The sequence below is a fragment of the Pantoea sp. CFCC18179 genome (assembly GCF_059412405.1).
On the sequence record NZ_JBNBPM010000006.1, the window covers coordinates 183398 to 206523 of the forward strand.

Genomic DNA, 23126 nt, shown 5'->3' on the forward strand with positions numbered 1-23126 from the left:
ATGAAAGATAACTTGATTCCGGCGTTTCGTCGCGGTTACCGCATGCAGTGGGAAGCGGCGCAGGACAGCCATGTGGTGCTCTATCCCGAAGGCATGGCGAAACTGAATGAAACCGCCACCGCGATCCTCGAACTGGTTGACGGTAAGCAGGATGTCGCGGCAATCATCGCCGCGCTGGATGCGCGTTTCCCGGAGGCGGGCGGCGTCGGTGCTGACGTGAAAGAGTTCCTGCAATCTGCCATCGAACAAAAATGGATACAGTGTCGTGAACCCGAGTAAAACCGTAACGCCGCCGCTGTGGCTGCTGGCTGAGTTAACTTATCGCTGCCCGCTACAATGCCCGTATTGCTCCAATCCGCTGGATTTTTCTCAGCAGGAACAAGAGCTAACCACCGAACAGTGGATTGAGGTGTTCCGCCAGGCGCGCGCCATGGGCAGCGTACAACTTGGCTTTTCCGGCGGCGAGCCGCTGACGCGAAAAGATCTGCCGGAACTGATCCGCGCCGCGCGTGATTTGGGCTTTTATACCAACCTGATCACCTCCGGCATTGGCTTGACCGAGAAGAAACTCGACGCCTTTGCCGACGCCGGACTCGATCATATTCAGATCAGCTTCCAGGCCAGCGACGAAACGCTGAATGCCGCGTTGGCCGGTTCGAAGAAAGCCTTCCAGCAGAAACTGGAGATGGCGAAAGCGGTTAAAGCGCACGGCTATCCGATGGTGCTCAACTTCGTGTTGCACCGCCATAACATCGATCAGATCGATAAAATCATCGATTTGTGCATTGAACTGGAAGCCGATGATGTCGAGTTGGCAACCTGCCAATTCTACGGTTGGGCGCAGCTCAATCGTGAAGGATTGCTGCCGACGCGCGAACAAATCGCCAATGCTGAAGCGGTGGTAGCCGAATATCGCCAGCGCATGAGCGCCACCGGTAATTTGACCAATCTGCTGTTCGTCACGCCCGATTATTACGAAGAGCGGCCAAAACCGTGCATGGGCGGTTGGGGATCGATCTTCCTCAGCGTCACGCCAGACGGCACCGCATTGCCGTGCCACAGCGCGCGCCAGTTGCCGGTGCAATTCCCGTCGGTGCTGGAGCAACGTCTCGACGACATCTGGTACAACTCGTTTGGTTTCAATCGCTATCGCGGCTTTGACTGGATGCCGGAACCGTGCCGCTCCTGCGACGAAAAAGAGAAGGACTTTGGCGGCTGCCGCTGCCAGGCATTCATGCTGACCGGCAACGCGGACAACACCGATCCGGTGTGCAGCAAATCACCGCATCACGGAAAAATTCTCGAAGCGCGCCGTCAAGCCAACTGTAGCGACATCAAAATTCAGCAATTGCAGTTCCGCAATCGCAGCAATTCTGAACTGATCTTCAAGCAGCGCGTCACCTGATGACTTCACGCCAGCTTATCCTCGCCAATGGTTTGCGCTGCACGCTCTATCATCAGCCCGGCGCGCGCGATGCCGCCGCATTGATGCGCGTGGAGGCGGGCAGTTTGCATGAGCCGGATAGCTGGCCGGGTTTGGCGCACTTGCTGGAGCATTTGCTGTTTTGCGGCAGCGAACGCTTCACTGGAGATGAGCGTTTGATGCCGTGGGTGCAGCAACAGGGCGGACAGGTGAATGCCACCACGCAGTTAAGTCGCAGCGCCTATTTCTGCCAGCTGCCAGCAAGCGCGCTGTCATCAGGCGTGCAGCGTTTATGCGATATGCTGACATCACCATTACTCGAATCGAAGGCGATTCAGCAGGAAGTGGCGGTGATTGATGCTGAATATCAACTGCTGCAAAATCATGCCGACACGCTGAGTGAAGCGGCGTTGCTGGACAATCTTCAGGGCTCTTTTCAACGCTTTCGTGTCGGCAGTCGTGCTGCTTTCGGTGACAATGTCACGGAATTACATGCAGCACTGCGTGCGTTTCATCAGCGCCACTATCATGCTGATAACGTTCAGCTTTGGTTGCAAGGCCCGCAATCGCTGGATGAGTTAGAACTGATTGCGCGACAACATGGCAGCCAGATTGCGCAGGCAAAAAACGCTTCAACGACTGTGCAACTCGATCTGATATCTCAAGACAAATTACTGCAACTTTCGGGCGATGAGAGTTTGTGGTTGAGCGTGTTGATCAAAGGTGATGAACAGGTTTTGCGTGACAATGTCACCTTGCTTAGTGTGTTCTGGCAAGATGAAGCGCCGGGCAGTTTACTGGCGCAATTACGCGCTGAAGGTTTGTGCGAAAGCCTGCATGGAGAGTGGTTATGGCAGGATGCGCACGATGGTTGGTTGGCGTTGCGTTTCACTGCGCAGCACATTGCGCCGCTGCAAGCACAACGCATTGAGCAACGTTTCTGGCAGCATCTCGCGGCAATCAGTGCTACGACGCCGCAACAACAGCAACATTATGCACGTTTGGCACAATTGGATTTCGCCGCGTTAGCGCCATTAGAACAACTGCGTGGTCGCGCATTAGGCTTTGCACCCGGTATATCGGTGCCCGAGGATTTTGCGTCGTTTGCACCCGCGCTGGCTGAGCAGCCGCGGGCACGGCTGCTGACGCAACAACAAATGGATGGCGACCGTTATCAAACCCAGGGATTTACGCTGCACATAGCGGAATGGTTGCCTCTGCCGACTTTGGCTGCTGAACCCGCCGCGTTTGGCTTCTTTCCCGCTACGCACGCTATTCGCGCACCGCGCTTGCCGCCAGTGGCGCAAACCTTACCGATCATTGCAGCGGTGCAGCAGGTTGAAACGCTGCTGCTACGTCCCGCGTTCCATCACACCTTAAGTGATGATGAAGCGCGCGCGCGGCAGCGACTGCTGCGTCCGGTGCTGGCGGAACTGCGCCATGCAGGCGGTAGCGGAAATTGGCAGCAAAAGCAGGGTATGTGGCAATTGAGGTTGAACCTGCCCGAATGCGCTGACCAGGCTTTGTGGAGTGTGCAGCAAGCGATACAGGCATTGAATGCCGATGCACCAAAATCTACCGCATCCGCTGCACCGACGATTGTCATTCGTGAACTGATGGCCGCGTTGCCCAACCAATTCATTAAGCCAATGAAACGGCCGCAATGGCTGGCGGCATGGTGCGGTCGGAACTCGCTGTTAAGCCAACGCGTGGCGCATCTGCTCAGCGATTTTCAGCCAGATTTGGCGAACACTGCGACACCGGCCATTGTGCAGCGCGGCATTGTCCCGATTGCCTGCGCAGGACGCGATCAGGCGTTACTGCTGTTTATGCCTTTACCGCAAACCGACGATGCCAGCCTGGCCGCGCTGCGTGTATTGGCTTTGATGTTGGAAACACGCTTCTTCCAGCGGCTGCGGGTTGAGCAGCAGATTGGTTACGTGGTGTCAGCGCGTTATCAACGCGTCGCCGATGTGGATGGTGTATTGCTGGCGTTGCAATCACCCAACATTCCCTGGCGCACCTTACTTGGCCACTGCAAACGTTTTATGCGCGCAATGGCGGCGGAACTTGGCGTATTGCCGGAAAAGAAACTCGCCGTGTGGCAGCACACGTTACTCACCCAATCGGCCTGCCACGACAATGCCGAAGTGGCGATTGAAACGCTGCGCCAGCAGCATGGATTAGCGACGCTGCATCGTGCCGCCATCCCGGCTGTTACGTTGCCACAGCTACAGCATATTCATCAGCGTTTACTTTGTGAACGGCATCGCTGGTTAGTTTTGGTGAATCAAAGCTGAAAGGCGATGTGTTTACCATTGGGCAGCGTAACGTCGATACGCAGTTCGCCGCCTAATGCCGCAACATAACGCTTTAAGGTGGAAAGACGCGGATCATTTCCCGGATTTTCCATTTTTGCTAACGTTGGTTGCGACACGCCGATGGCGCGGGCCAATTCAGTTTGTGAGAGATTTAGTTCTTCACGTAATTGGCTAAGCGCAATCTCCTGGCGCAATTTTTCTGCTTTCTGGGCGATTCGCTGCTGGCTTTCAACGGATTGCTTTGCCAGAAGTTCTTTATAGCTAGACATGTTATCCCTCCATCTGCGCCAAATGCTTGAGATATTCCTCTTCAGCAAGGCGAATCATCGCTCGATAAAATTGTTTTTGGTTAAAGCCAGTTTTGTTTCCCGCGCATAACACAATCGCCCGGCGCACCGGATCAAATGCGAAAAAAGCTCGGATTGGGTTTCCTGCATGCTGTACGCGTAGTTCTTTCAAATTAGGGAAGTGGCAGCCTTTAAGTGTATCAACATAAGGTCGTCCAAGTTGCGGCCCCATTTCACTCAGAATCGCCATGGTAGCCAACACGTCTTCTCGCAGTGCTTCGCTCTGTGCCATGAACCATTCATCAAACACATCCGTTGTCAGAATTTCCCACATAGTGCCATCCTATAGCCTATTTGCTATGAAACAGGCTATAGCTTTTAGGCTATGAGTGCAATCAGTATGCTACTTGCTAGCAGTGATTTTTACCGATGAGTATTATTACTGATTGATATTTTTGAATATATTTGACAGTCACCAGCAAAACTCTTCACTGTTTACTAACCAGTTAATTGGCGACACTCAATGGATTATCCCGTTCTAAAAGGAACATTGAGTGAAAAACGTTACCCGCTTTGCGCTGCCACTGTTGGCGGCTGCCACCCTTTACGCCCCGGTTTCTCAGGCTGCGGCGATGCATTATCAACTGGACCCCGCGCATACCTCCGTCATCGTGACCTGGACGCACTTTGGTTTCTCCCATCCCACCGCCGATATCCCAAACAGCAAAGGTACGCTGGTGTTTGATAAGGATCACCCTGAACAATCGCGCGTTGACGTCACGCTGCCAGTTTCACAGATTGATACCCATGTTCCGGCGTTAACCAAAGAATTTTTGGGCGCTGAGTATTTCAATACCACGAAGTATCCTTCTGCGGTGTTCCATAGCACCAAAGTGGTGGCGAAGGGCGACAACAAGTTTGATGTGGAAGGTAATCTGACGCTGAAAGGCATTACTAAGCCGATCACCTTGCACGCCACGCTGAATCAGCAGGGCGAACATCCGATGGTGAAAAAGCAGGCCATTGGTTTTGATGCCACCGGCGTGATTAAGCGTTCGGATTTCAAACTGGATAAGTATGTGCCAGCGGTAAGCGATGAGGTGACGCTGACCCTTTCCACCGAAGCTTATGCCAAATAAATTCTCCCTATAATTCCAGGTGCGCGTAAATGCGCACCCTACGAAAATCACATTTGGTGTCGTAGGGTCGCCATTATTGGCGACCTTTCAACCATTCCTCATATTCCCTGGCACTAACTCTGAAATACTTCATCCCACCTTTAATCTTTAAACTCTCACCCAAACTTCGCCACGTACCGATAAAAATGCGCGGGAAATCACAAAATAGATCGAAAGAAAATCAGCGCGAATGGCTTAATTAACGGTAACTCATTTCATAGCGTGAAATAAATATAACTTAATGATTAAATTGGTTATTGTCTGTTTTTGCTCAAAAATGTCATGTGATATATATCACAAAAAAAAGCCTCATTACGTCGCTGTCAATGATCCCACTCGCTAAATTCATGGCAAAAGTGTGACATCCGTTGCAAATAACAAAGTGGTTAATCGGAAGAATGATTGTCAGACGCACAGCATGAAGGGTGATGACAATGAGAATTGGCATGGTGATCAGCGGTGGTGATGTCACCGGGATTAATAACTTTGTGTATCAAATATCGCGCTTAACCCAAGCGGAGATGGTGTTATTTAACGGTGGCATTCCCGGCTTGCTGGAAAATCATCACCAGGAAATATCTCAACGCGATCTGGTGGATTACGCCATTACTTCGATTCCGGTGATGCAATCAGGACGAACCAATCGAAAATTAATTCGTCCTGAATACGAAGTCATTGCCAAAAATTTAAAATCGCTGCGTATCGATGTGTTAATTATGGCCGGTGGCGATGGCTCATTACAATTCCTGCATACGTTGAGCGAATTTGGTGTTAACTGTTTCGGCGTCGGCATGACCATCGATAACGATGTCTTTGGCAGTGATTACAGCATCGGCTTTTCTACCGCCTGCGAACAGGTATTAAAAGAAGTGTCGAAATTACGTAATACCGGGCGCGCATTAACGGGCCGCGTATTTATGGTGGAATTGCTGGGCGGTTACTGCGGTGAATTAACACTGCAATCGGCGATCAAATCCAATGCAGACTTCGCGCTGATTCCTGAATGCCAGATTGCACCGCAAGAGCTGGCAGAGCGCATCACCCAACGTCTGGCGCAGCAGAACAGCGTGATTATTTTGTGCTCGGAAGGCTACACGCGCGAATACTCGCCGGGCTTTCAGGGCGCGATTGACACCTTAATTAAACAAATTGAACCGCTGATTGGCGTACGTATTCGTAAAACAATTATCGGTTATGGCCTGCGTAATGGTGATCCCACTTGTGAAGAGATTTATCAGGGCACCATTATGGCCAGTGAAGTCGCGCGTTGTATTCAGTCGGGAATGCGCAATAAAGCGGTGATTATTAATGGCAGTAATCGACCGATTCCGATTGATTTAATAAGCATGAAAAAACGCCTGGTTGATATCGAAGGGCATCATTACAAACTCGCTAAACAACTGCATATTCTGTGAGGAAATAACCATGCTGAAAATATTATGTGTGTGTGGATGTGGTCTGGGATCAAGCTTTGCAATTGAGATGAGCGCCAAATCCGTATTAAAGAAACTCGAAATTGAGGCGGATATTGATCACACCACTATTTCTGAAGCCAACGCCTTTAAATCCGACATGATTTTAACCCAGAAAGCGTTTGCTGATGTGTTAAATGCCGATGCCAGCCCGGAACAGATCAAGCGGGTGATTATTCTCAATAAGCTGACTGATAAAGCCGAAATTGAGGAGAAGATCGTGGCGTTTATGAAAGAACGTAACTTAAAGGTTGCCAACCATGAATAGTGTGATCGACTTCCTGGTAAAAGACTTATTGGGGCAGGCATCAATCTTGATCGCCTTTATTGCCTTGATTGGTCTGTTACTGCAAAAAAAATCAGCGGGAAAGGTGGTGGAAGGCACCTTTAAAACCCTGCTCGGTTTCTTAATTATGATGGCGGGTATCAACATTATTGTCGGTACGCTGACCTTCCTGAACACCATTTTTACCCACGGTTTTGGCATGCAGGGTTATATCACCGACGTTGCCGCCATTGCCGGATTAGCGAACCGCGAGCTGGGTTCAGAAGTGGCCTTGACGTTGTTGGTGATCTTTATCGTCAACATCATCATCGCGCGTCTGACACCGTTCAAATACATCTTCCTTACCGGTCAGGCGCTGTTGTGGATGGCGACGATTGGTGCGGTGATTGGCTATAAAGCGGGGCTAACAGGCTTACCTCTGATCCTTACCGGCGGCATCTTCGGCGGCATTATGGCGGTAGTGATGCCGGCGCTGGCACAACCGGTGGTGCGCCGTATTACCGATTCCGACGACGTGGCGCTTGGGCACTTCTGCACCATCGGCTATCTGCTGACGGCCGCGGTGGCGAAAGTAGTGGGTCGCGGCTCGCGCTCCACCGAAGACCTCAAACTGCCGGATAACTTCAAATTCCTGCAAGACACCTACTTGTCGATGGCGGTAGTGATGGTGCCGATGTACCTGATTCCCGCGGTCGCGGCGGGTCCTGAGTTTATCGGTCAGTACAGCAACGGCATGAACTACCTGATGTATGCGTTTATGCAGTCGATTCAGTTCGTGTGTGGTGTGTTCGTGTTGTATAGCGGCGTGCGTTTGCTGCTCAACGAACTGGTGCCGGCATTCCGTGGTATTGCGATGCGTTTGGTGCCAGACGCTAAACCGGCGCTGGATTGCCCGGTAATGTTCCCGTATGCACCGAATGCGGTCATTGTTGGCTTCCTCGCCACTACGCTCGGTTCGGTTGTCGGCATGCTGGTATTCCCGATGTTCGGGCTGGCGATGATTCTGCCGGGTCTGCTGACCAACTTCTTCGCCGGTGGTACCGCAGGCGTGTTCGGTAATGCGCTGGGTGGTCGTCGCGGTGCGATGATTGGCGGCTTCGTGCACGGTCTGTTCATCACCTTCCTGCCAGCCATTCTGGTGCCGATGCTGGAAAGCTATGGCTTCACCGGCGTGACCTTCAGTGATTCTGACGTGATTAGTACCGGTTTGATTCTCGGCCATGCATTCCAAAATAACTGGCTGTTCGTTGCCTTGTTTATTGCCTTTATTACCCTGATCGCCTGGTTTGTTAACGGAAAATCCACTAAGCCTAAATCCCATGAGGAAAAGCTCCATGAAACTTTATAATTTTACCGATCTGTTACAGGTGGCTAAAGAACGTGAATTTAAAGCGCTCGGTTCCTTTAATTTGCACTGTCTGGAAATGTTGCCGGCCTTTTTTAAAGCGGCAGAGAAAACCAACAGTCCATTAATGATTCAAATCTCTACCGGTACGGCGAAATATCTCGGACATAAATTATTAGTGGATGCGATTCGTTCACTGTCGGAAAGCCGTAATGTGCCAACCTGTTTGCATCTCGATCATTGTTCCGATTTAGCCGCGATTCAAACCGCGCTGGATGCCGGATTCAGTTCTATTATGTATGACGGCTCGCATTTGCCGATTGAAGAGAACATTGCCAACACGCGTCGCGTGATTGATATGGCGCGTCCGCTGGATGTGTCTGTGGAAGCCGAGCTCGGCGCGATTGGCGGCTCAGAAGATGGCAAAGAAGTGGAAATGAGCGATGCGGCGTTTACCACGGTTGATGAAGCCAAACGCTTTGTCGATGAAACCGGCGTCGATATGCTAGCCATCTCCATTGGCACCGTGCACGGCTTGTATACTGGCAAAGCGCACATTCAACACCAGCGCCTGGCCGATATCACCGAAGCCACAAACACGCCGTTGGTGTTACACGGCGGCACGGGTGTCAGCGACGAAGATATGCGCCTTGCGGTACGCAGCGGTATCGACAAAGTGAATGTCGGCACCGAAATGAATGTGCAGTGGGTCGCGAACTGCAAACAGACCTTTGAGAAGGGCAAAGTCAACGATAGCGTGCGTAATTTCCTCGTACCTGCGAACGATGCCGTGACCAATGTGCTGGTAGAAAAGATTCAACTGTTCCGCTAATTTCGACTCACTCATGACGTAATAACCTGAGGTGCCCTGGCGCCATTCGGGGCAGGAGACGCTATGTTTGGATTCTTGAAAAAGGGCTCGGAAAATAAGAGCCAGGATTCACAAGAAATAGATCTTCAGGCTGAAACCATCAGCGGGAAAATAAGCGAACTGGAACAACAGTTGGCGAATAATCCGCAGGCCAAGGATACGCAAAAGGAATTAATGCTGGAATATAACCGTGCATTAAATATCTTTGCTAAAAGCCAACGTTATCGTCAGGAAATTGATCCGCTGTTCGTTAAAATTGACGAACTGCGCAACACCATTCGCAAATCATTTTAGGAGGCAGTATGAGTATTAAAAGACTGCTGCAGGAGGCAAGTGCGATTCAGGTGGGGATCCGCGCCACGGATTGGCGCGAGGTGATCGCGATGGCGGCACAACCCTTGGTCAGCGGCGGCTACATCAAAGCCAGCTATCCGGAAGCGGTGATTGCCAACACCCTTGAACACGGCGCGTATTACGTGTTCGAGGAAGGCATCGCCATTCCGCATGCGCGCCCGGAAACCGGCGTGCTAAAGGATTGCTTCAGCATGATTGTGCTGGATGAGCCGATTTCATTCGACGGCAGCGATAAAGCCGACATTGTGATTATGTTCGGTGCGCGCGACAGCAACGCCCACATTGAAGAGGGCATCCGCGCGATTGTGACGCTGCTGGAAGACGAAGAGACGCTGGTGCGACTGCGCAAAGCCAGCACGGCCGCGGAGGTGATAGAAATCCTATGACAACCGACATGGCAGAAAAGGTGGTGGTGCTGGTCAATGGCATCCCGGCTTCCGGCAAAAGTACCTTAACCCGTGCGCTGGCGGAGCAGTTTGGTTTTCCGGTGCTGACACTGGATAGCCTGAAAGAGCCGTTTATGGCCAGCTTCGCGCCGGTGGATCGTTTGCGTAATCGGCAACTGGGTTGCGCGGCCTATCAGGCGATCTGGAAAGTGGTGGCGCAGGCGCCGAGCCGCTGCGTGTATGTGATTGATGCCTGGTTTGGCTTCCAGCCGAAGGAGGTGTTGCAGCAAGGATTGCAGCAGGCGGGCGTCACGCGGGTGCTGGAGTTGTGGCTGGCGATTACCCCGGATGAAGCGGTGGCCCGTTATCAGTCGCGTTTGAGTGATCGCATGCCCGGTCATCCCGGCGCGGAGTATCTGCCGGAGCTGCGCAAGTTGGCAGAAACCGCGCAGCCCATGGCGTTGGGACCGGTATTACAACTGGATGCGCGCGATCCGGACGAAGCCGCCGCGTTTGCCTGGCTGCAACGCCAGCTGCGGCTGCCGATCACCGCTCAACCGGCTTTATCGGCATCGGGCTGAAAAAAGGCCGTCAGCAGGGCGCTGAATTGCTGCTGGTGCTGAGCATCGTCAGCCAGCTGACGGCAGATTTCACCCAATGCTTGATAAAGCCGATCGGTCGCCAGTTCACCTTGATTCAGCGTGGCAATCTCATCCATCTCCGCCGCCCAGCGCCAGGCTTTTGGCAGCATATCCGGGGCGGCTTTTTCCATTCTCTGCATTAACGCCGCCTGGCTCTCCTGCATCTCTTCACGCAGTGCATCTGCCGCACCGACGCGGCTGGCGTTGATCAACATCGCGCTGGTTAACAAGGTGATGCCTTTATTAATCCCGGCATACGCCATTTTCAACGCCGATGCCGCGCCATTCTCTGCCTGCATTGCACGCACGCGCAGGCCATATTTTTCTAACTCTGCCAACTGCACAGCATGGGATCCGGCAAACCAGAAGCGTGGCCCTTGTGGATTCTGCGCGCCCGGCGGAAGGCCAATGATCGCCGCATCGGCAAACGGCGTACCGGTGGCTTCAATCACCTGTGCGACCTGTTGTAGCGTTTCCGGGCTGATGGCATTGCAATCGACAAACAGCGGTTTACGCGCGGCGGCTTGCAGATGCGGCACCATCTGCTGCGCCCAACTCAGCGCCGATTCCGGCGGCAGAATCGACAGGATGATCTCGGCGTCACACAATTCCGCGGCGCTGGCATCCTCGATATGAGCAGCAAGTGCGCGTTGTTGCGACGCGCTGGAACGCGTTTTTAACGGGCAAATCACACGCGCACCGTGTTGCGTCAACACAGCGGCAACCGCAGCGCCCATCGCGCCAGGTGCGGCGATAGCAAGGGTTTTCATGGCGACATCTCCAGGTAGGTAAAGATTGAGTGTGGGTAATTCCAACAGATTGTGGGTCAACAGATTGGTTACAAAGCATGTTTCGACAATGCAGGTTGCGCTGCGTCTACCAGGCTTTTGTGACAACGATCCCCAAGGAGAGCTTCATGAACATCGATCTACACGGAAAAACCGCATTGGTCACCGCATCTACCGGCGGTATTGGCTTTGCCATCGCGCAAGGGCTGGCGGCCAGCGGCGCGGAAGTGGTGCTGAATGGGCGTAGCGAAGCCTCGGTGAGCCGCGCGCGTGAAAAGCTCAACGGTTTGGTGGCAGGCGCGAAGATTCACACTTTCATCGCCGATCTCGGCAGTGCGCAAGGCGTGCAACAGCTGTTAGGCGGTTTGCCGCCGATCGATATTCTGGTGAATAACGCCGGGATTTATGGCCCGCAGGATTTCTTCGCCGTCGATGACGCAACCTGGGAAGCCTATTGGCAAACCAATGTGATGTCGGGCGTACGTTTGTCGCGCGCGCTGCTACCGGAGATGATGAAAAAGGGCTGGGGCCGGGTGGTGTTTATCTCGTCCGAGTCGGCGTTGAACATTCCCGCCGACATGCTGCATTACGGCGTGAGCAAAACCGCCCAGCTTTCATTGGCGCGCGGCCTGGCGAAAGTGGCGGCGGGCAGCGGCGTGACAGTGAATAGTGTGTTGCCGGGTCCAACGCTTTCCGATGGTTTTGCCGCGATGATGGAAGACGAAGTGCAGCGCACCGGCAAATCGCTGGAAGTGTTAGCCAAAGAGTTTGTGATGAGCCATCGCCCGAGCTCAGTTATCCAGCGCGCTGCTACGGTGGAAGAGGTGGCGAATATGGTGGTGTACGTGTGCTCGAAACAGGCATCGGCTACGTCGGGCGCGGCACTGCGCGTCGATGGCGGCGTGGTGGATGATATTGTTTAATGACGTGCGGTGTTTAACCAGGTCGCCATGAATGGCGACCCTACGAAAAACGCGCTAATCCGTTGTAGGGTCGCCATTTATGGTGACCGGAAGACGTTGAACTGAGCAGCTTGGGGCTTTTTGCCCACCGTCTCAAACTCAGCCTGTAAGTAAATGCTTATCCGTTGCGCACAATCCTCATAAAGACAAAAGTTTACACAGCAACGCTTGGTGTTTCTGCTGTGGATGCTTAAAATGCCCGCACTTTTCTCTGAGGCTGCGGCATGACGATTTCGCTATCACGCGCAAAATGGATTCTGGCACTGGTTTGTCTGGTGCTGGCGTTTTGTCTCGTCCAACGCAGCTTTAATTTGCCTGCCGCGCCGTTCACCTCGGCCCATGCTGCTGCGCAAGCGCACAGCAATGATGATGCCAACGGCAGCGAAAAACCTTGTGCACTCAGCGCCAAATCGCTGAACGCCGCCGCTCCGATGCTCGATACCGCCTTGCCGTTCCTGCTGCTGTTGCTGGCGCTGATCGCCACGCTCAGCCAACCCACGACTTCGTTCGGCTATCGCCGTGAACCGCTGTTTCCGCCGCTACGACGGCGGCATCTGACCTTCTGCGTCTTCCGGGAATAACACTACGCGCTCCATCGCGTACACCTTGTTATTCACCGGAGAATCAAAAAATGAAGATTTTTATCAGAAGCGTGCTGCTTCTGCTGGCGAGCCTCGCGGTCACCGCGCAAGCGGCAGACAGCGGCTGGCTGCGAAATGCACAAAACAGTCATGCTGAAGTGCGTTTGCGCAGTACCAGTCACAATCAGGATCAACAGCTGTTGCTGGATATCCGCCTGCAACCGGGTTGGAAAACCTACTGGCGCACGCCGGGCGAAGGCGGCGTAGCGCCGGAAATCCGCTGGCAAACGCCGGATGTTAACGCGCAATGGTTTTGGCCTGCGCCGCAGCGTTTTGACGTCAGCGGTTTAACCACCCAGGGCTACAAAGGCGATATCACGCTGCCGATCACGCTGAAGAATCTGTCCAGCACCACGCTGGCGGGCACTTTGACGCTATCAACCTGTAGCGACGTCTGCATCCTTACTGATTTCCCATTTAGTCTCGATCTCACGCAACCCGCAGATGCAGCATTTGCCCGTGATTTTGCCGAAGCGATGGGCAAAATTCCGGCAGAAAGCGGTTTGACCGATCAACTCGACGCCAGCTTCGTGAAGGGTGAACTGCAAATCCGTGCGCAGCGTCAGGGCGGCTGGCAGCAGCCAGAGCTGTTCTTTGATTACCCGGCGGGCAGCATGTTGGCCGCGCCACAAATCAAGGTGGATGGCGATACGCTAACGGCACGCGTGGCAGTCACCGACGAATGGGGCGAAGCCGCACCGGATCTGCGTGATAAAAGCTTATCACTGGTAGTCAGCGACGGCGGCATTGCGCAACAAAGTAGCGTGACGATTGGCGCGGAGCCTCTGGTTTCAGGTACAGCGACGCAGACGTTGTGGTCGGTGCTGCTGCTGGCGCTGCTCGGCGGTTTGATCCTTAATCTGATGCCATGCGTATTGCCGGTTTTGGCGATCAAGTTGAGCAGTCTGGTGCAGCAGCAAGGGCAAACGCAGCGTCAAACCCGCATGCAATTCCTCGCCTCCAGCGCCGGTATCATTTTCTCCTTCCTGCTACTTGCGTTGCTGATGAGCGCGCTGCGCCTGAGTGGTCAGGCATTGGGTTGGGGCATTCAGTTCCAAAGCAGCGGCTTCCTGCTGGCGATGGTGCTGGTGATGTTCCTGTTCAGCGCCAGCTTGTTTGACCTGCTGCATTTCCGTCTGCCCTCGGGCCTGAATACCAAACTGGCGACGCAAGGCGGTGACGGCTTATTGGGTCACTTCGGCCAGGGCGCATTTGCCACCTTGCTGGCAACGCCGTGCAGTGCGCCTTTCCTTGGCACCGCCGTCGCCTATGCGCTGACCGCGCCGTTGCCGCAACTTTGGCTGTTGTTTGTCGCGCTGGGTGTTGGCATGAGTTTGCCGTGGTTGTTGGTCGCCGCGTTGCCGGGAATGGCACGTTGCTTGCCGCGCCCGGGCCGTTGGATGGTGCATCTGCGCACCGTACTCGGCCTGTTTATGCTGCTGGCGACTTTCTGGCTGGTGACCTTGCTGGTGCCGCATTGGGGCGATACTTTCGCGCTGGTGCTGGCAGCGCTGCTGTTATTGGTGCTGCTTATCTGGCTGGTAAAACGCCGTGCATTACAACAGGCAGGCGTGGTGTTTATCACGTTGACGCTGGCTGGCGCGCTGTTCCTGATGACGCGCATCGCCCCTGAAGAGGATACGTTGCATTGGCAGCCGCTGACCGAAGCGGCGATTAATCAGGCGCTGGAGCAAGACAAGCGCGTGTTTGTCGATGTCACCGCCGATTGGTGCATTACCTGCAAAGTGAACAAATCGCGCGTACTCAATCAACCCGACGTGCGTGCCGCATTGCAAGCCGATGATGTGGTGTTGCTGCGCGGTGACTGGACGCAGCCCGATCCAGCAATCGGTGAATTCCTGCGCCGTCGCGATCGCGTCGCCATTCCGTTTAACCAAATTTATGGCCCGGCGCTGCCGCAAGGCCAAATTTTGTCACCGCTGCTGAGTCGTGAAGCGGTGATCTCCACTCTCTCTGAGGCGAAAAAATAATGAAGAAATCCCTGTTACTGCCATTGATGTTCCTTGCTATGCCTGCACTGGCGGCTGCGCCGTTTACGCCTGAGCAAGAAGCACGCATCAAAGAACTGATTCGCGAAACGCTGGTACAGAATCCGGCGATTCTGGCCGAAGCGGCTGATGCCTTTGATAAAGAAGCGGCGCGTCAGCAGCAAAACGTGGTGGCGCAGATGGTCGAGAAAAACCGTGACGCGCTGTATAACGATGCCGGATCACCGCGCATTGGTGCAGAAAAACCGGCGCTGACGCTGGTCTATTTCACTGACTACAACTGCGTGTTCTGTAAGAAGTTTGAAGCCGATATCGAAAAGCTGATTAAAGCCTATCCGCAAGTCGCGGTGGTGATTAAGCCGCTGCCGTATCGTGCAGAAACCTCGCTGACTTCTGCGCGCCTGGCGTTGACGGTGTGGGAACAGCAGCCGAAAAACTTCCTCAAACTGCATGAGCGTTTGATGGCGAAGAAGGGCAATCACGACGAAGCCAGCATAGCCGCGGCGTTGGACAAAACCGATATCACGCTGAAAGAGCCGAGCAAAGCCAGCCTCGACACCATCAACAGCAACCTGACGCTGGCGCAACAGCTTGGCGTGCAAGGTACGCCAGCTACGTTGGTCGGCGATCAGATGATCAGCGGCGCAGTGCCGTATGAGCAGCTCGAAGCCGCGGTGAAAGGCGCGTTGCAGGCCAAGAAATGAGCCGAGCCAAGCGCTGGCTGCGCGAAGCTTTATGGCTGGTGCTGATGGTTGGCGCTGTGCTGTGGGGCATGGATTGGCTACGATCGCCGCAGCTGCCGGCCGATTTTGCCCAACAGCCGCTGACTTCGCTGCAAGGCGACGTTAATCTGGCGGAGATGAGCAAGGATCGTCCGCTGCTTATTTACGTTTGGGCTTCGTGGTGCGGCGTGTGCAAGCTCACTACGCCCAGTGTCGCGGCGATCAGTCAGGACGGCGGCAACGTGGTTAGCGTCGCGCTGCGATCAGGCGATGATGCGCGTGTAGCCACCTGGCTGGAGAAAAAAGGGCTGCAAGGTGTGGCGATCAACGATGAAAGCGGCGCGATTGGCCAGCGCTGGGACATCAGCGCCACGCCAACCTTTATCGTGCTGCATCAAGGTAAAGTGATCAGCACCAGCAGCGGCTGGACCAGTGGTTGGGGACTCAAATTACGCCTGTGGTGGGCGAGTCTTTAACCCGCAATGCACGGGCGGCAGCCGAGCTGTCGCCCAATTGCATGATGAATGTGTGACTGAACTCACAGACTATAAGCACGCTCAAGGCTGCATTCTGACGTTCTTTGATTAAAATGAAACGGTGTTTCAATTTAATCTGAGGATGGATCATGAAAATCGCGTTGATGATGGAAAATAGCCAAGCTGCAAAAAATGCGACAGTGCTGAAAGAGTTGCAGTCTGTTGCCCAACCGCTAGGACATCAGATATTTAACGTCGGTATGAGCGACGAACAGGATCACCATCTCACCTATATTCATCTCGGAATCATGGCTAATGTGCTGCTAAACAGTAAGGCGGTAGACTTTGTGGTTGCCGGTTGCGGTACCGGACAAGGTGCACTGCTTTCGCTGAACCTGCATCCGGGCGTGACTTGTGGTTACTGCATTGATCCGGCAGACGCTTATCTGTTTGCGCAAATTAATAACGGCAATGCGTTATCGTTGCCGTTCGCCAAAGGCTTTGGTTGGGGCGCGGAACTTAATCTGCGCTTTATCTTCGAAAAAGCGTTCACCGGCGAGAAAGGATTGGGTTATCCCCCTGAGCGCAAAGAACCGCAGGTACGCAATGCGGGCTTGCTGAGTGAGGTGAAGGCCGCGCTGCTCAAGGAAAATCATCTTGATGCGTTACGTGTCATTGACCCTGAATTGCTGAAAACCGCCCTGAGCGGCCCACGCTTGCAGCATTGCCTGTTCGAGCATGGACAGAACCAAGAGATCGTGCGCTTTGTGCGTGAATTAACGCAGTAAACTGCACTCAATTCATTAGGCCAGGGGAAACCTGGCTTTTTTATTCTTTACACACCTCGTTTCTGATTACTCCAACGTTCATGTCGGAAGAAATGTCGGAGAAAAGAAGCAATCCTCCCGCATGTAAAAAAATGTGTCCTCAGGGCTTTTCATTTCCCGTCTGCCAGGTAATAGTGACGCCGCGAAATTTTAATAATAATCATTATCATTTGTACGGGTAGATAAAATGAAAAAATGGCTGTTAGCTCTGGGGTTGCTGGCGGTGGCGGGTCACGCTAGCGCAAAAATTATTACTGACGTGGCCGGCAGGCAGGTCGACGTTAAACAAGAATCCAAACGTATTATTCTGGGCGAAGGCCGTCAGATGTATCTGCTGGCGGCTTTTGATACCGCCGCGCCATTCCAGCGTGTGGTGGGATGGCGTGATGATTTCCACAAAGCGGATTACGACGGCTACATGGCGTATGAAAAAAAATATCCGCAAATCAAAAAGCTGCCTACATTTGGCGGCGCGAAGGACGGCACCTTTAACGTTGAGCAAGCGTTGACGCTCAAACCCGATCTAGTGCTGATGAACCTCGAATCGAAAGCCGCCACCGATGAAGGCAAGCTGATTGAGAAGTTACAGGCGGTTGGCGTGCCAGTGGTGTTTATCGATTTTCGTGAAAAACCGATGGAACACGCCGAGCAAAGCATCCGCATCATGGGCGAACTGGTCAATAATCCGCAGCGCGCCGAAGAGATTGTAGCGTTTCGTCGTGCGCAGATTGAAAAGGTGACCGATCGCCTGAAAAACTTCAACGGCACGCGCCCAAAAGTGATGATTGACCGGGCAGGCGGTTATACCGACGAATGCTGCATGTCGTTTGGTAACGAGAACTTTGGTCAAATGGTGGAAATTGCGGGTGGCAGCAATATCGCTAAAGATCTGATTCCCGGTACTTTCGGTACGTTGAATCCAGAACAAATCATTGCTAGCCGTCCCGATGTAGTGGTGGTGACCGGCGCGAACTGGAAAAACTACAACACCGTCGGTAAATGGGTTGGTGTGGGTCCTGGTGCAGATACCGAGGAAGCCACCGCACGCCTGAAATTGCTGATGATGCGTGACGCGTTCAAAACCTTGCCGGTGGCGCACAACGGCAATGCGCACGCCATTTGGCATCAATTCTATGACAGCCCTTATCAGTTCGTCGCTATTCAGGCATTGGCGAAATGGCTGCATCCTGAATTGTTCGCCGATCTCGATCCCGACGCGACCTTCCGCGAGTTCCACCAGAAGTTTCTGCCGTTGCCGTATCAGCCTGGATATTGGGTCACGCTGCCGGCGGATAAGTCATAAATTTGCGTTAATCCAGCAAGAAACCAGCATTACTGTTTATCTTTACTAATATTTTACAGGTGGTTGCATCCGCGTTCGTCTAAGCGAAACGGGTGCGCCACCCCATAAATAGCCGGTTAAAGGGAGAATGTAATGTTGCATACCTCGGGAAAATCGCTGTTCGGCGTGACGCTATACGCGCTGCTGGAACCGCTGCCGCTGGGCTTTTTCTTCGCCGCCTGGCTGTTCGATATCATCTATCTGCAAACTGCTGTCATCATGTGGACCAAATCCGCCAGTTGGTTGATTGCAATGGGGTTGGTGCTGGCTATCCTGCCGCGTTTAATTAGCCTGGTTTATTTATTTCGTGGCGCGCGGCCCAATGAAAAAACACACTTTTGGCTGTCGCTGCTGGCAATCGTGCTGGCGGTGGTGAATGCCTTTATTCATAGCCGCGATGCTTACGCCGTTGTGCCATTGGGCGTGACGCTCTCCACGCTGGTGGTGTTGTTGCTATTGATTGCCAACGTGCAGTGGGTGCTGCGCGATCGTCGTGTACAAGGAGGTCGCGTATGAAACGTCAACTGAGTGTGATTGCGCTGGCATTACTGATCAGCGCCTGTGATGACGGCGCGTTGATTGATCCGCAAAAACAAATCGGGCCGAATCCTGAACTGCCGCAGGCGCAGAATTTCTTTATGCCGCCGATGCAGGTGCCAAAAGGCGTGCCATGGAAAGTCGGTGAAATGCCGAAAGTGGCGGATGGATTGAAGATTGAAAAGATCGCCGACAATTTGCAACACCCACGTCAGGTGTTAGTGCTGCCGAACAATGATGTGCTGGTAGCGGAGTCGAACGGTACGCCTAAACCGACCACGGCGCCTAAGCAATTGATTATGGGCATCGTGCAGAAGGCTTCAGGCAAGGGCGGTGATGGCGGCAATCGCATCACACTGTTGCGTAACGTTAACGGCAAATGGGAACAGCATCGTTTTATCGACAATCTCACCGCGCCGTTCGGTATGCAGTTGGTGGGCAATACCTTGTATGTGGCGAATGCCGATAGCCTGGTGAAATTCCCCTATCAAACCGGAGAAACTAAGATCACTACGCCACCCGTCGAAGTCACTGAACTGCCGGGCGGACCGATTAACCATCACTGGACCAAGTCGCTGCTCGCCAGCCCTGATGGCAGCAAACTGTATGTCGGCGTCGGTTCCAACAGTAACGTGTCGGAAAACGGTATCGGTGAAGAGTATCGACGTGCCGCGGTATTGGAAGTAGATGCAGCGAGCGGGGCCAGCCGCATTTATGCCAGCGGTTTGCGCAATCCCACCGGATTGCAGTGGGAGCCACAAAGCGGCAAGTTGTGGGCGGTGGTCAATGAACGCGACGAAATTGGCTCGGATTTGGTACCCGATTATATGACTTCGGTGCAGGACAAAGGCTTCTATGGTTGGCCTTACAGCTATTACGGTCAGCATGTGGATGAGCGCGCACAACCGCAACGGCCGGATTTGGTGGAGAAAGCCATCAAACCGGATTACGCGCTGAGCTCGCACGTCGCGCCGCTTGGGCTGTTGTTCTATGGTGCAGATAACATGCCGCAATATCGCGGCGGGGCATTTATCAGTGAACACGGCAGTTGGAACCGCACGCCGCTTAATGGCTATCAGGTAGTGTGGGTGAAGTTCGAAAACGGTAAACCGGTCGGGCAACCGCAGCCGGTGGTGACGGGATTCCTGACGGACGATCAGAAGCAGGTACGCGGTTTGCCGGTCGGTTTAGCAACCGATCAGCAGGGTGGCGTGTTAATTGCTGACGATGCGGGCAATGCCATTTGGCGCATCAGTTCCGCCAATTAATACATTGCAGGCAATAAAAAAGGATTTGGCATCAACGCCAAATCCTTTTTTTATGTTCGCTAACTGGCTGGTAACCGCGCTGCGAACGGGGTGCTCAGCACTCCTCACAAAACAGATGATAAAATGTGGCGGGATTTATTTCAAGTTTCGCTAAAATACTGTATGGTTATACAGGTGTTGAGTGACGGGCGAAGCCTCATTGTTTTCTGATGACTCCCAGGGGCGCGGATTGTCAAATCCCGGCAGGTTTCAGGTGGTGCTGGCCTGTGGCTTCCACAATGAGAGCCGCTCAGCACTCCTCACAGATGTGCTTAAGCGGTCGGCGGGTGGAGTCAAAGCCTCGGCAGCTGAACGGCGCGCTCCTGTTAAAGGAGAAGGAAAGTGATGGAACTTGTTCGATTGTTGCTGGACTTAGTCCGGGTGATCTTGCAAATCATCGTTGCCCTTTTGCAACTGACTGGTCAGGCGCACTGATCAGAACTTGAAACAAGGCGGAGCTCACCCCTCCGCCTTTTTTCGCTGTTTGCGAAACATATGCAGGCCTGAAAGACGCTACTATCCTCCTCAATGATGAAATACGAGGAAGTGAAACATGGCGAGCAAAACAATCAAGTTGGGACCGGTCACCGCGCCGCAGACGTTCTCGGACGTCGAGCCGGTTTTTCTCACGGATGACACGCAGTTGGCGCGTAAAAATCAACTGTTGGAACGCATGAAACAGCACGGTTTCGACACGCTGGTAATTTATGCCGATAAAGAACACGGCAGCAATTTTGAATATCTCACCGGTTTCATCCCGCGCTTCGAAGAAGGGTTGTTGCTGCTGGACAAATCCGGTCACTGCATGCTGGTGCTGGGTAATGAAAACCTCAAAATGGCGCGCTTTTCGCGTATCCCCGCCACGCTGCTGCACTCGCCTTACTTCTCGCTGCCCAATCAACCGATGGATAACGAAGCGCCACTTGAGAGCCTGTTTGCTGCGGCGGGTTTGGATCGTAGCGGCAAAATTGGTCTGGTCGGCTGGAAGATGTTTACGCCTGCGAATGGCAACGGCACAAGCCTGTTTGACCTGCCATATTTCATCGTGGAAGCGATTAAACAGGCTGTGAAAAAAGATGCAATTGTAGAAAATGCCATCCCTCTGTTTATTGGCGATCACGGTGTCCGCACCACCTGCAATGCCAATGAAATTGCGCATTACGAATACGGTGCTAATCTCGCCTCGAATTGCATGCTAAACGCGCTGGATGCGATTGAAGAGGGCGTGCGTGAAATTGAATTGGGCGCATTACTTGCCGCAGAAGGACAATCCAATACGGTGGTCACCATTGCCGCCACCGGCAGCCGTTTCGAATATGCCAATTTGTATCCGACGCACAAAAAAGTGCAGCGCGGCGATCCGTTGTCATTAACCACTGCCTATAAAGGTGGATTATCGAGCCGCAGCGGTTTTGTGATTGCCGACGAAAGCGAGTTGCCCGATACACAAAGAAATTATCTGCATCGCATTGCCAAACCCTATTTCAGTGCAGTGGTAGCGTGGCTGGAAAATATTCACATTGGTATGCGCGGCGGTGCACTTTATGATTTGATAGAGCAGGTTTTGCCGCAGAAAGATTACGGTTGGCATCTTAATCCTGGGCATTTAGTGGCAGACGAGGAGTGGATGTCGTCACCGATTTACCATCATTCCGTTGAACAGCTAAAAAGCGGCATGATGCTGCAAATCGATATTATCCCATCCGTTGCGGGTTATAACGGTGCCAGCGCAGAAGAGTGTGTGGTGCTGGCGGATGCGGCGTTACGAGCGGCTATCGAGCATCAATATCCGGCGTTATGGCAGCGGATTGAAACGCGCCGGGCATATTTGCGCGACGAAATTGGCATTCAGTTGAGTGATGACGTCTTACCGTTATCCAACAGCGTGGCGTATTTACGCCCGTTCTTTTTGGCGAAAGAATTAGCCTTGAGCGTGGATCGTTAATGCTATAAAAATCGGTCACCGTAAATGGCGACCGCTACGAAGCGGAAGGTGCGCATAAATGCGCACCTTGAAATGGTAAGATCAGCCTTTGTATTTAATCGCGTCAATCAACATCTCAAATGCCATGGTGTGCTGTTTACGGCTGGGATAATAAAGATAATAACCGCTAAACGGTTGCGTCCAGTCATCGAGTACCGATTGTAATCTTCCGTCCGCAATATGCTGGTTAACGGTGTCTTCGGGTACATGCGCTATTCCCATACCAGAAAGTACCGCATCAATTCGCGCAACCAAATTACTAAAAATCATCTGGCCTTCAACTTTTACCCGAATATCTTTGCCATCTTTGCTGAATTCCCAACTGTATAATCCACCCAGCGTCGGCAAGCGCATGTTTATACAATTATGATTTTGTAATTCATAAGGGGTTTGCGGAATACCGTGCCGCTGTAAATATTCCGGTGTGGCGACAGTAAGCATTTTCCAGTCTGGGCCAATTCTCACCGCCACCATATCTTTTTCGATGCTTTCACCTAATCTCACGCCCGCATCAAAACGACCGCTAACAATATCCGTTAAGGCATTGTCGACAGACAACTCCACATTAATATCGGGATAAGCACGTAAAAAAGGTTTCAGCAGCGGCCATAACGTCGAAGATAACGCGTGTTCACCGGCGGTAATGCGAATATTGCCAGACGGTTTACCCTGGCTGTCAGTGAGTTGCAGCAAGGCTTTTTCAATATCAGCCATCAGCGGCGCGACGCTTTGAATCAGGTTTTCACCGGCTTCAGTGGGGGCCACGCTGCGAGTGGTGCGGGTTAATAAGCGGGTATTTAAGCGCTCTTCAAGGCCGCGAATCGAGTGACTCAAAGCCGATTGTGAAACGCCCAATTTGGCTGCCGCACGGGTAAAACTGCACTCGCGCGCCACCATCACCAGATAAATCAGGTCGTTGAAGTTTTCTCGCAGCATCTGGCTTTTATCCTGTTACGCTTTTCAGCGT

25 protein-coding genes are annotated in these 23126 nt (G+C 53.1%); 21 read left to right on the forward strand and 4 right to left on the reverse strand.

Annotation, left to right across the window (positions count from 1 at the left end; genetic code table 11):
* Genes pqqD through pqqF form a run of 3 tightly spaced genes read left to right on the forward strand, consistent with a single transcriptional unit; the run spans position 1 to position 3723 of the window.
* Positions 1-279: a pyrroloquinoline quinone biosynthesis peptide chaperone PqqD gene (pqqD, locus tag ACPUC7_RS13800; protein WP_494923332.1), complete on the forward strand. Its 279-nt coding sequence runs from the start codon at positions 1-3 to the stop codon at positions 277-279.
* Positions 266-1405: a pyrroloquinoline quinone biosynthesis protein PqqE gene (pqqE, locus tag ACPUC7_RS13805; protein WP_494923333.1), complete on the forward strand. Its 1140-nt coding sequence runs from the start codon at positions 266-268 to the stop codon at positions 1403-1405. The genes pqqD and pqqE overlap by 14 nt, the downstream gene beginning before the upstream one ends.
* The gene (pqqF, locus tag ACPUC7_RS13810; protein WP_494923334.1) at positions 1405-3723 is read left to right on the forward strand and encodes a pyrroloquinoline quinone biosynthesis protein PqqF; all 2319 of its coding nucleotides are present in this window, start codon (positions 1405-1407) and stop codon (positions 3721-3723) included. The genes pqqE and pqqF overlap by 1 nt, the downstream gene beginning before the upstream one ends.
* Here pqqF and ACPUC7_RS13815 read toward each other — a convergent pair.
* Complete coding sequence (locus ACPUC7_RS13815) at positions 3714-4013, reverse strand: helix-turn-helix domain-containing protein (RefSeq protein WP_494923335.1); 300 nt, start codon at positions 4011-4013, stop codon at positions 3714-3716. The genes pqqF and ACPUC7_RS13815 overlap by 10 nt on opposite strands.
* A 1-nt stretch (position 4014) precedes the next feature.
* On the reverse strand, positions 4015-4365 hold the full coding sequence (locus ACPUC7_RS13820; protein ID WP_494923336.1) for a type II toxin-antitoxin system RelE/ParE family toxin: 351 nt from the start codon (positions 4363-4365) through the stop codon (positions 4015-4017).
* 220 nt (positions 4366-4585) lie between these two features.
* Here ACPUC7_RS13820 and ACPUC7_RS13825 point away from each other — a divergent pair, with 220 nt between their 5' ends.
* From ACPUC7_RS13825 to ACPUC7_RS13860, 8 genes are all read left to right on the forward strand, one after another.
* Positions 4586-5170: a YceI family protein gene (locus ACPUC7_RS13825; RefSeq protein WP_494923337.1), complete on the forward strand. Its 585-nt coding sequence runs from the start codon at positions 4586-4588 to the stop codon at positions 5168-5170.
* A 473-nt stretch (positions 5171-5643) separates the two neighbouring features.
* The gene (locus tag ACPUC7_RS13830) at positions 5644-6624 is read left to right on the forward strand and encodes a 6-phosphofructokinase (protein ID WP_494923423.1); all 981 of its coding nucleotides are present in this window, start codon (positions 5644-5646) and stop codon (positions 6622-6624) included.
* A 10-nt stretch (positions 6625-6634) separates the two neighbouring features.
* A complete protein-coding gene (locus ACPUC7_RS13835; RefSeq protein WP_034827292.1) occupies positions 6635-6949 on the forward strand; it encodes a PTS sugar transporter subunit IIB in 315 nt (104 codons plus the stop codon).
* Positions 6942-8315 carry a PTS sugar transporter subunit IIC gene (locus tag ACPUC7_RS13840; protein ID WP_343552810.1) on the forward strand — a complete coding sequence of 458 codons (1374 nt, stop codon included), beginning with the start codon at positions 6942-6944 and terminating at the stop codon, positions 8313-8315. Before ACPUC7_RS13835 ends, ACPUC7_RS13840 begins: the two co-directional genes overlap by 8 nt.
* A complete protein-coding gene (locus tag ACPUC7_RS13845; protein WP_494923338.1) occupies positions 8302-9144 on the forward strand; it encodes a class II fructose-bisphosphate aldolase in 843 nt (280 codons plus the stop codon). Before ACPUC7_RS13840 ends, ACPUC7_RS13845 begins: the two co-directional genes overlap by 14 nt.
* Before the next feature lie 63 nt (positions 9145-9207).
* Entirely contained in the window at positions 9208-9477 is a 270-nt protein-coding gene (locus ACPUC7_RS13850) for a hypothetical protein (protein ID WP_343552808.1), read from the forward strand.
* An 8-nt stretch (positions 9478-9485) separates the two neighbouring features.
* Positions 9486-9923 (forward strand): PTS sugar transporter subunit IIA, encoded by a 438-nt coding sequence (locus ACPUC7_RS13855; protein WP_494923339.1) that lies wholly within the window; start codon positions 9486-9488, stop codon positions 9921-9923.
* The gene (locus ACPUC7_RS13860) at positions 9920-10504 is read left to right on the forward strand and encodes a P-loop nucleotide/nucleoside kinase family protein (protein WP_343552806.1); all 585 of its coding nucleotides are present in this window, start codon (positions 9920-9922) and stop codon (positions 10502-10504) included. The genes ACPUC7_RS13855 and ACPUC7_RS13860 overlap by 4 nt, the downstream gene beginning before the upstream one ends.
* Here ACPUC7_RS13860 and ACPUC7_RS13865 read toward each other — a convergent pair.
* A complete protein-coding gene (locus ACPUC7_RS13865; RefSeq protein ID WP_494923340.1) occupies positions 10477-11334 on the reverse strand; it encodes an NAD(P)-dependent oxidoreductase in 858 nt (285 codons plus the stop codon). The genes ACPUC7_RS13860 and ACPUC7_RS13865 overlap by 28 nt on opposite strands.
* Before the next feature lie 146 nt (positions 11335-11480).
* On the opposite strand from ACPUC7_RS13865, the gene ACPUC7_RS13870 reads away from it, so the two are divergent.
* The 10 genes from ACPUC7_RS13870 (at position 11481) to ACPUC7_RS13915 (ending at position 22120) form a co-directional block, all read left to right on the forward strand.
* Positions 11481-12275, forward strand: a complete 795-nt coding sequence (locus ACPUC7_RS13870; RefSeq protein ID WP_494923341.1) for an SDR family NAD(P)-dependent oxidoreductase — start codon at positions 11481-11483, stop codon at positions 12273-12275.
* Positions 12276-12538: 263 nt separating this feature from the next.
* A complete protein-coding gene (locus tag ACPUC7_RS13875; RefSeq protein ID WP_494923342.1) occupies positions 12539-12895 on the forward strand; it encodes a hypothetical protein in 357 nt (118 codons plus the stop codon).
* Between the two features lie 50 nt (positions 12896-12945).
* Positions 12946-14946 (forward strand): protein-disulfide reductase DsbD family protein, encoded by a 2001-nt coding sequence (locus ACPUC7_RS13880; RefSeq protein WP_494923343.1) that lies wholly within the window; start codon positions 12946-12948, stop codon positions 14944-14946.
* Positions 14946-15668 (forward strand): DsbA family protein, encoded by a 723-nt coding sequence (locus ACPUC7_RS13885; RefSeq protein ID WP_494923344.1) that lies wholly within the window; start codon positions 14946-14948, stop codon positions 15666-15668. The genes ACPUC7_RS13880 and ACPUC7_RS13885 overlap by 1 nt, the downstream gene beginning before the upstream one ends.
* On the forward strand, positions 15665-16162 hold the full coding sequence (locus tag ACPUC7_RS13890) for a protein disulfide oxidoreductase (protein ID WP_494923345.1): 498 nt from the start codon (positions 15665-15667) through the stop codon (positions 16160-16162). Before ACPUC7_RS13885 ends, ACPUC7_RS13890 begins: the two co-directional genes overlap by 4 nt.
* A 149-nt stretch (positions 16163-16311) precedes the next feature.
* Positions 16312-16950 (forward strand): RpiB/LacA/LacB family sugar-phosphate isomerase, encoded by a 639-nt coding sequence (locus tag ACPUC7_RS13895; protein ID WP_494923346.1) that lies wholly within the window; start codon positions 16312-16314, stop codon positions 16948-16950.
* 226 nt (positions 16951-17176) lie between these two features.
* Positions 17177-18292, forward strand: a complete 1116-nt coding sequence (locus tag ACPUC7_RS13900; RefSeq protein ID WP_494923347.1) for an ABC transporter substrate-binding protein — start codon at positions 17177-17179, stop codon at positions 18290-18292.
* 132 nt (positions 18293-18424) lie between these two features.
* Positions 18425-18847, forward strand: a complete 423-nt coding sequence (locus tag ACPUC7_RS13905) for a DUF2231 domain-containing protein (protein ID WP_494923348.1) — start codon at positions 18425-18427, stop codon at positions 18845-18847.
* On the forward strand, positions 18844-20136 hold the full coding sequence (locus ACPUC7_RS13910; protein WP_494923349.1) for a PQQ-dependent sugar dehydrogenase: 1293 nt from the start codon (positions 18844-18846) through the stop codon (positions 20134-20136). Before ACPUC7_RS13905 ends, ACPUC7_RS13910 begins: the two co-directional genes overlap by 4 nt.
* Before the next feature lie 592 nt (positions 20137-20728).
* Positions 20729-22120 (forward strand): M24 family metallopeptidase, encoded by a 1392-nt coding sequence (locus tag ACPUC7_RS13915; RefSeq protein WP_494923350.1) that lies wholly within the window; start codon positions 20729-20731, stop codon positions 22118-22120.
* Positions 22121-22201: 81 nt separating this feature from the next.
* Here the strand turns inward: ACPUC7_RS13915 and ACPUC7_RS13920 are convergent, their stop codons facing one another.
* Positions 22202-23095 carry a LysR family transcriptional regulator gene (locus tag ACPUC7_RS13920; RefSeq protein ID WP_494923351.1) on the reverse strand — a complete coding sequence of 298 codons (894 nt, stop codon included), beginning with the start codon at positions 23093-23095 and terminating at the stop codon, positions 22202-22204.
* Positions 23096-23126: the final 31 nt, after the last annotated feature.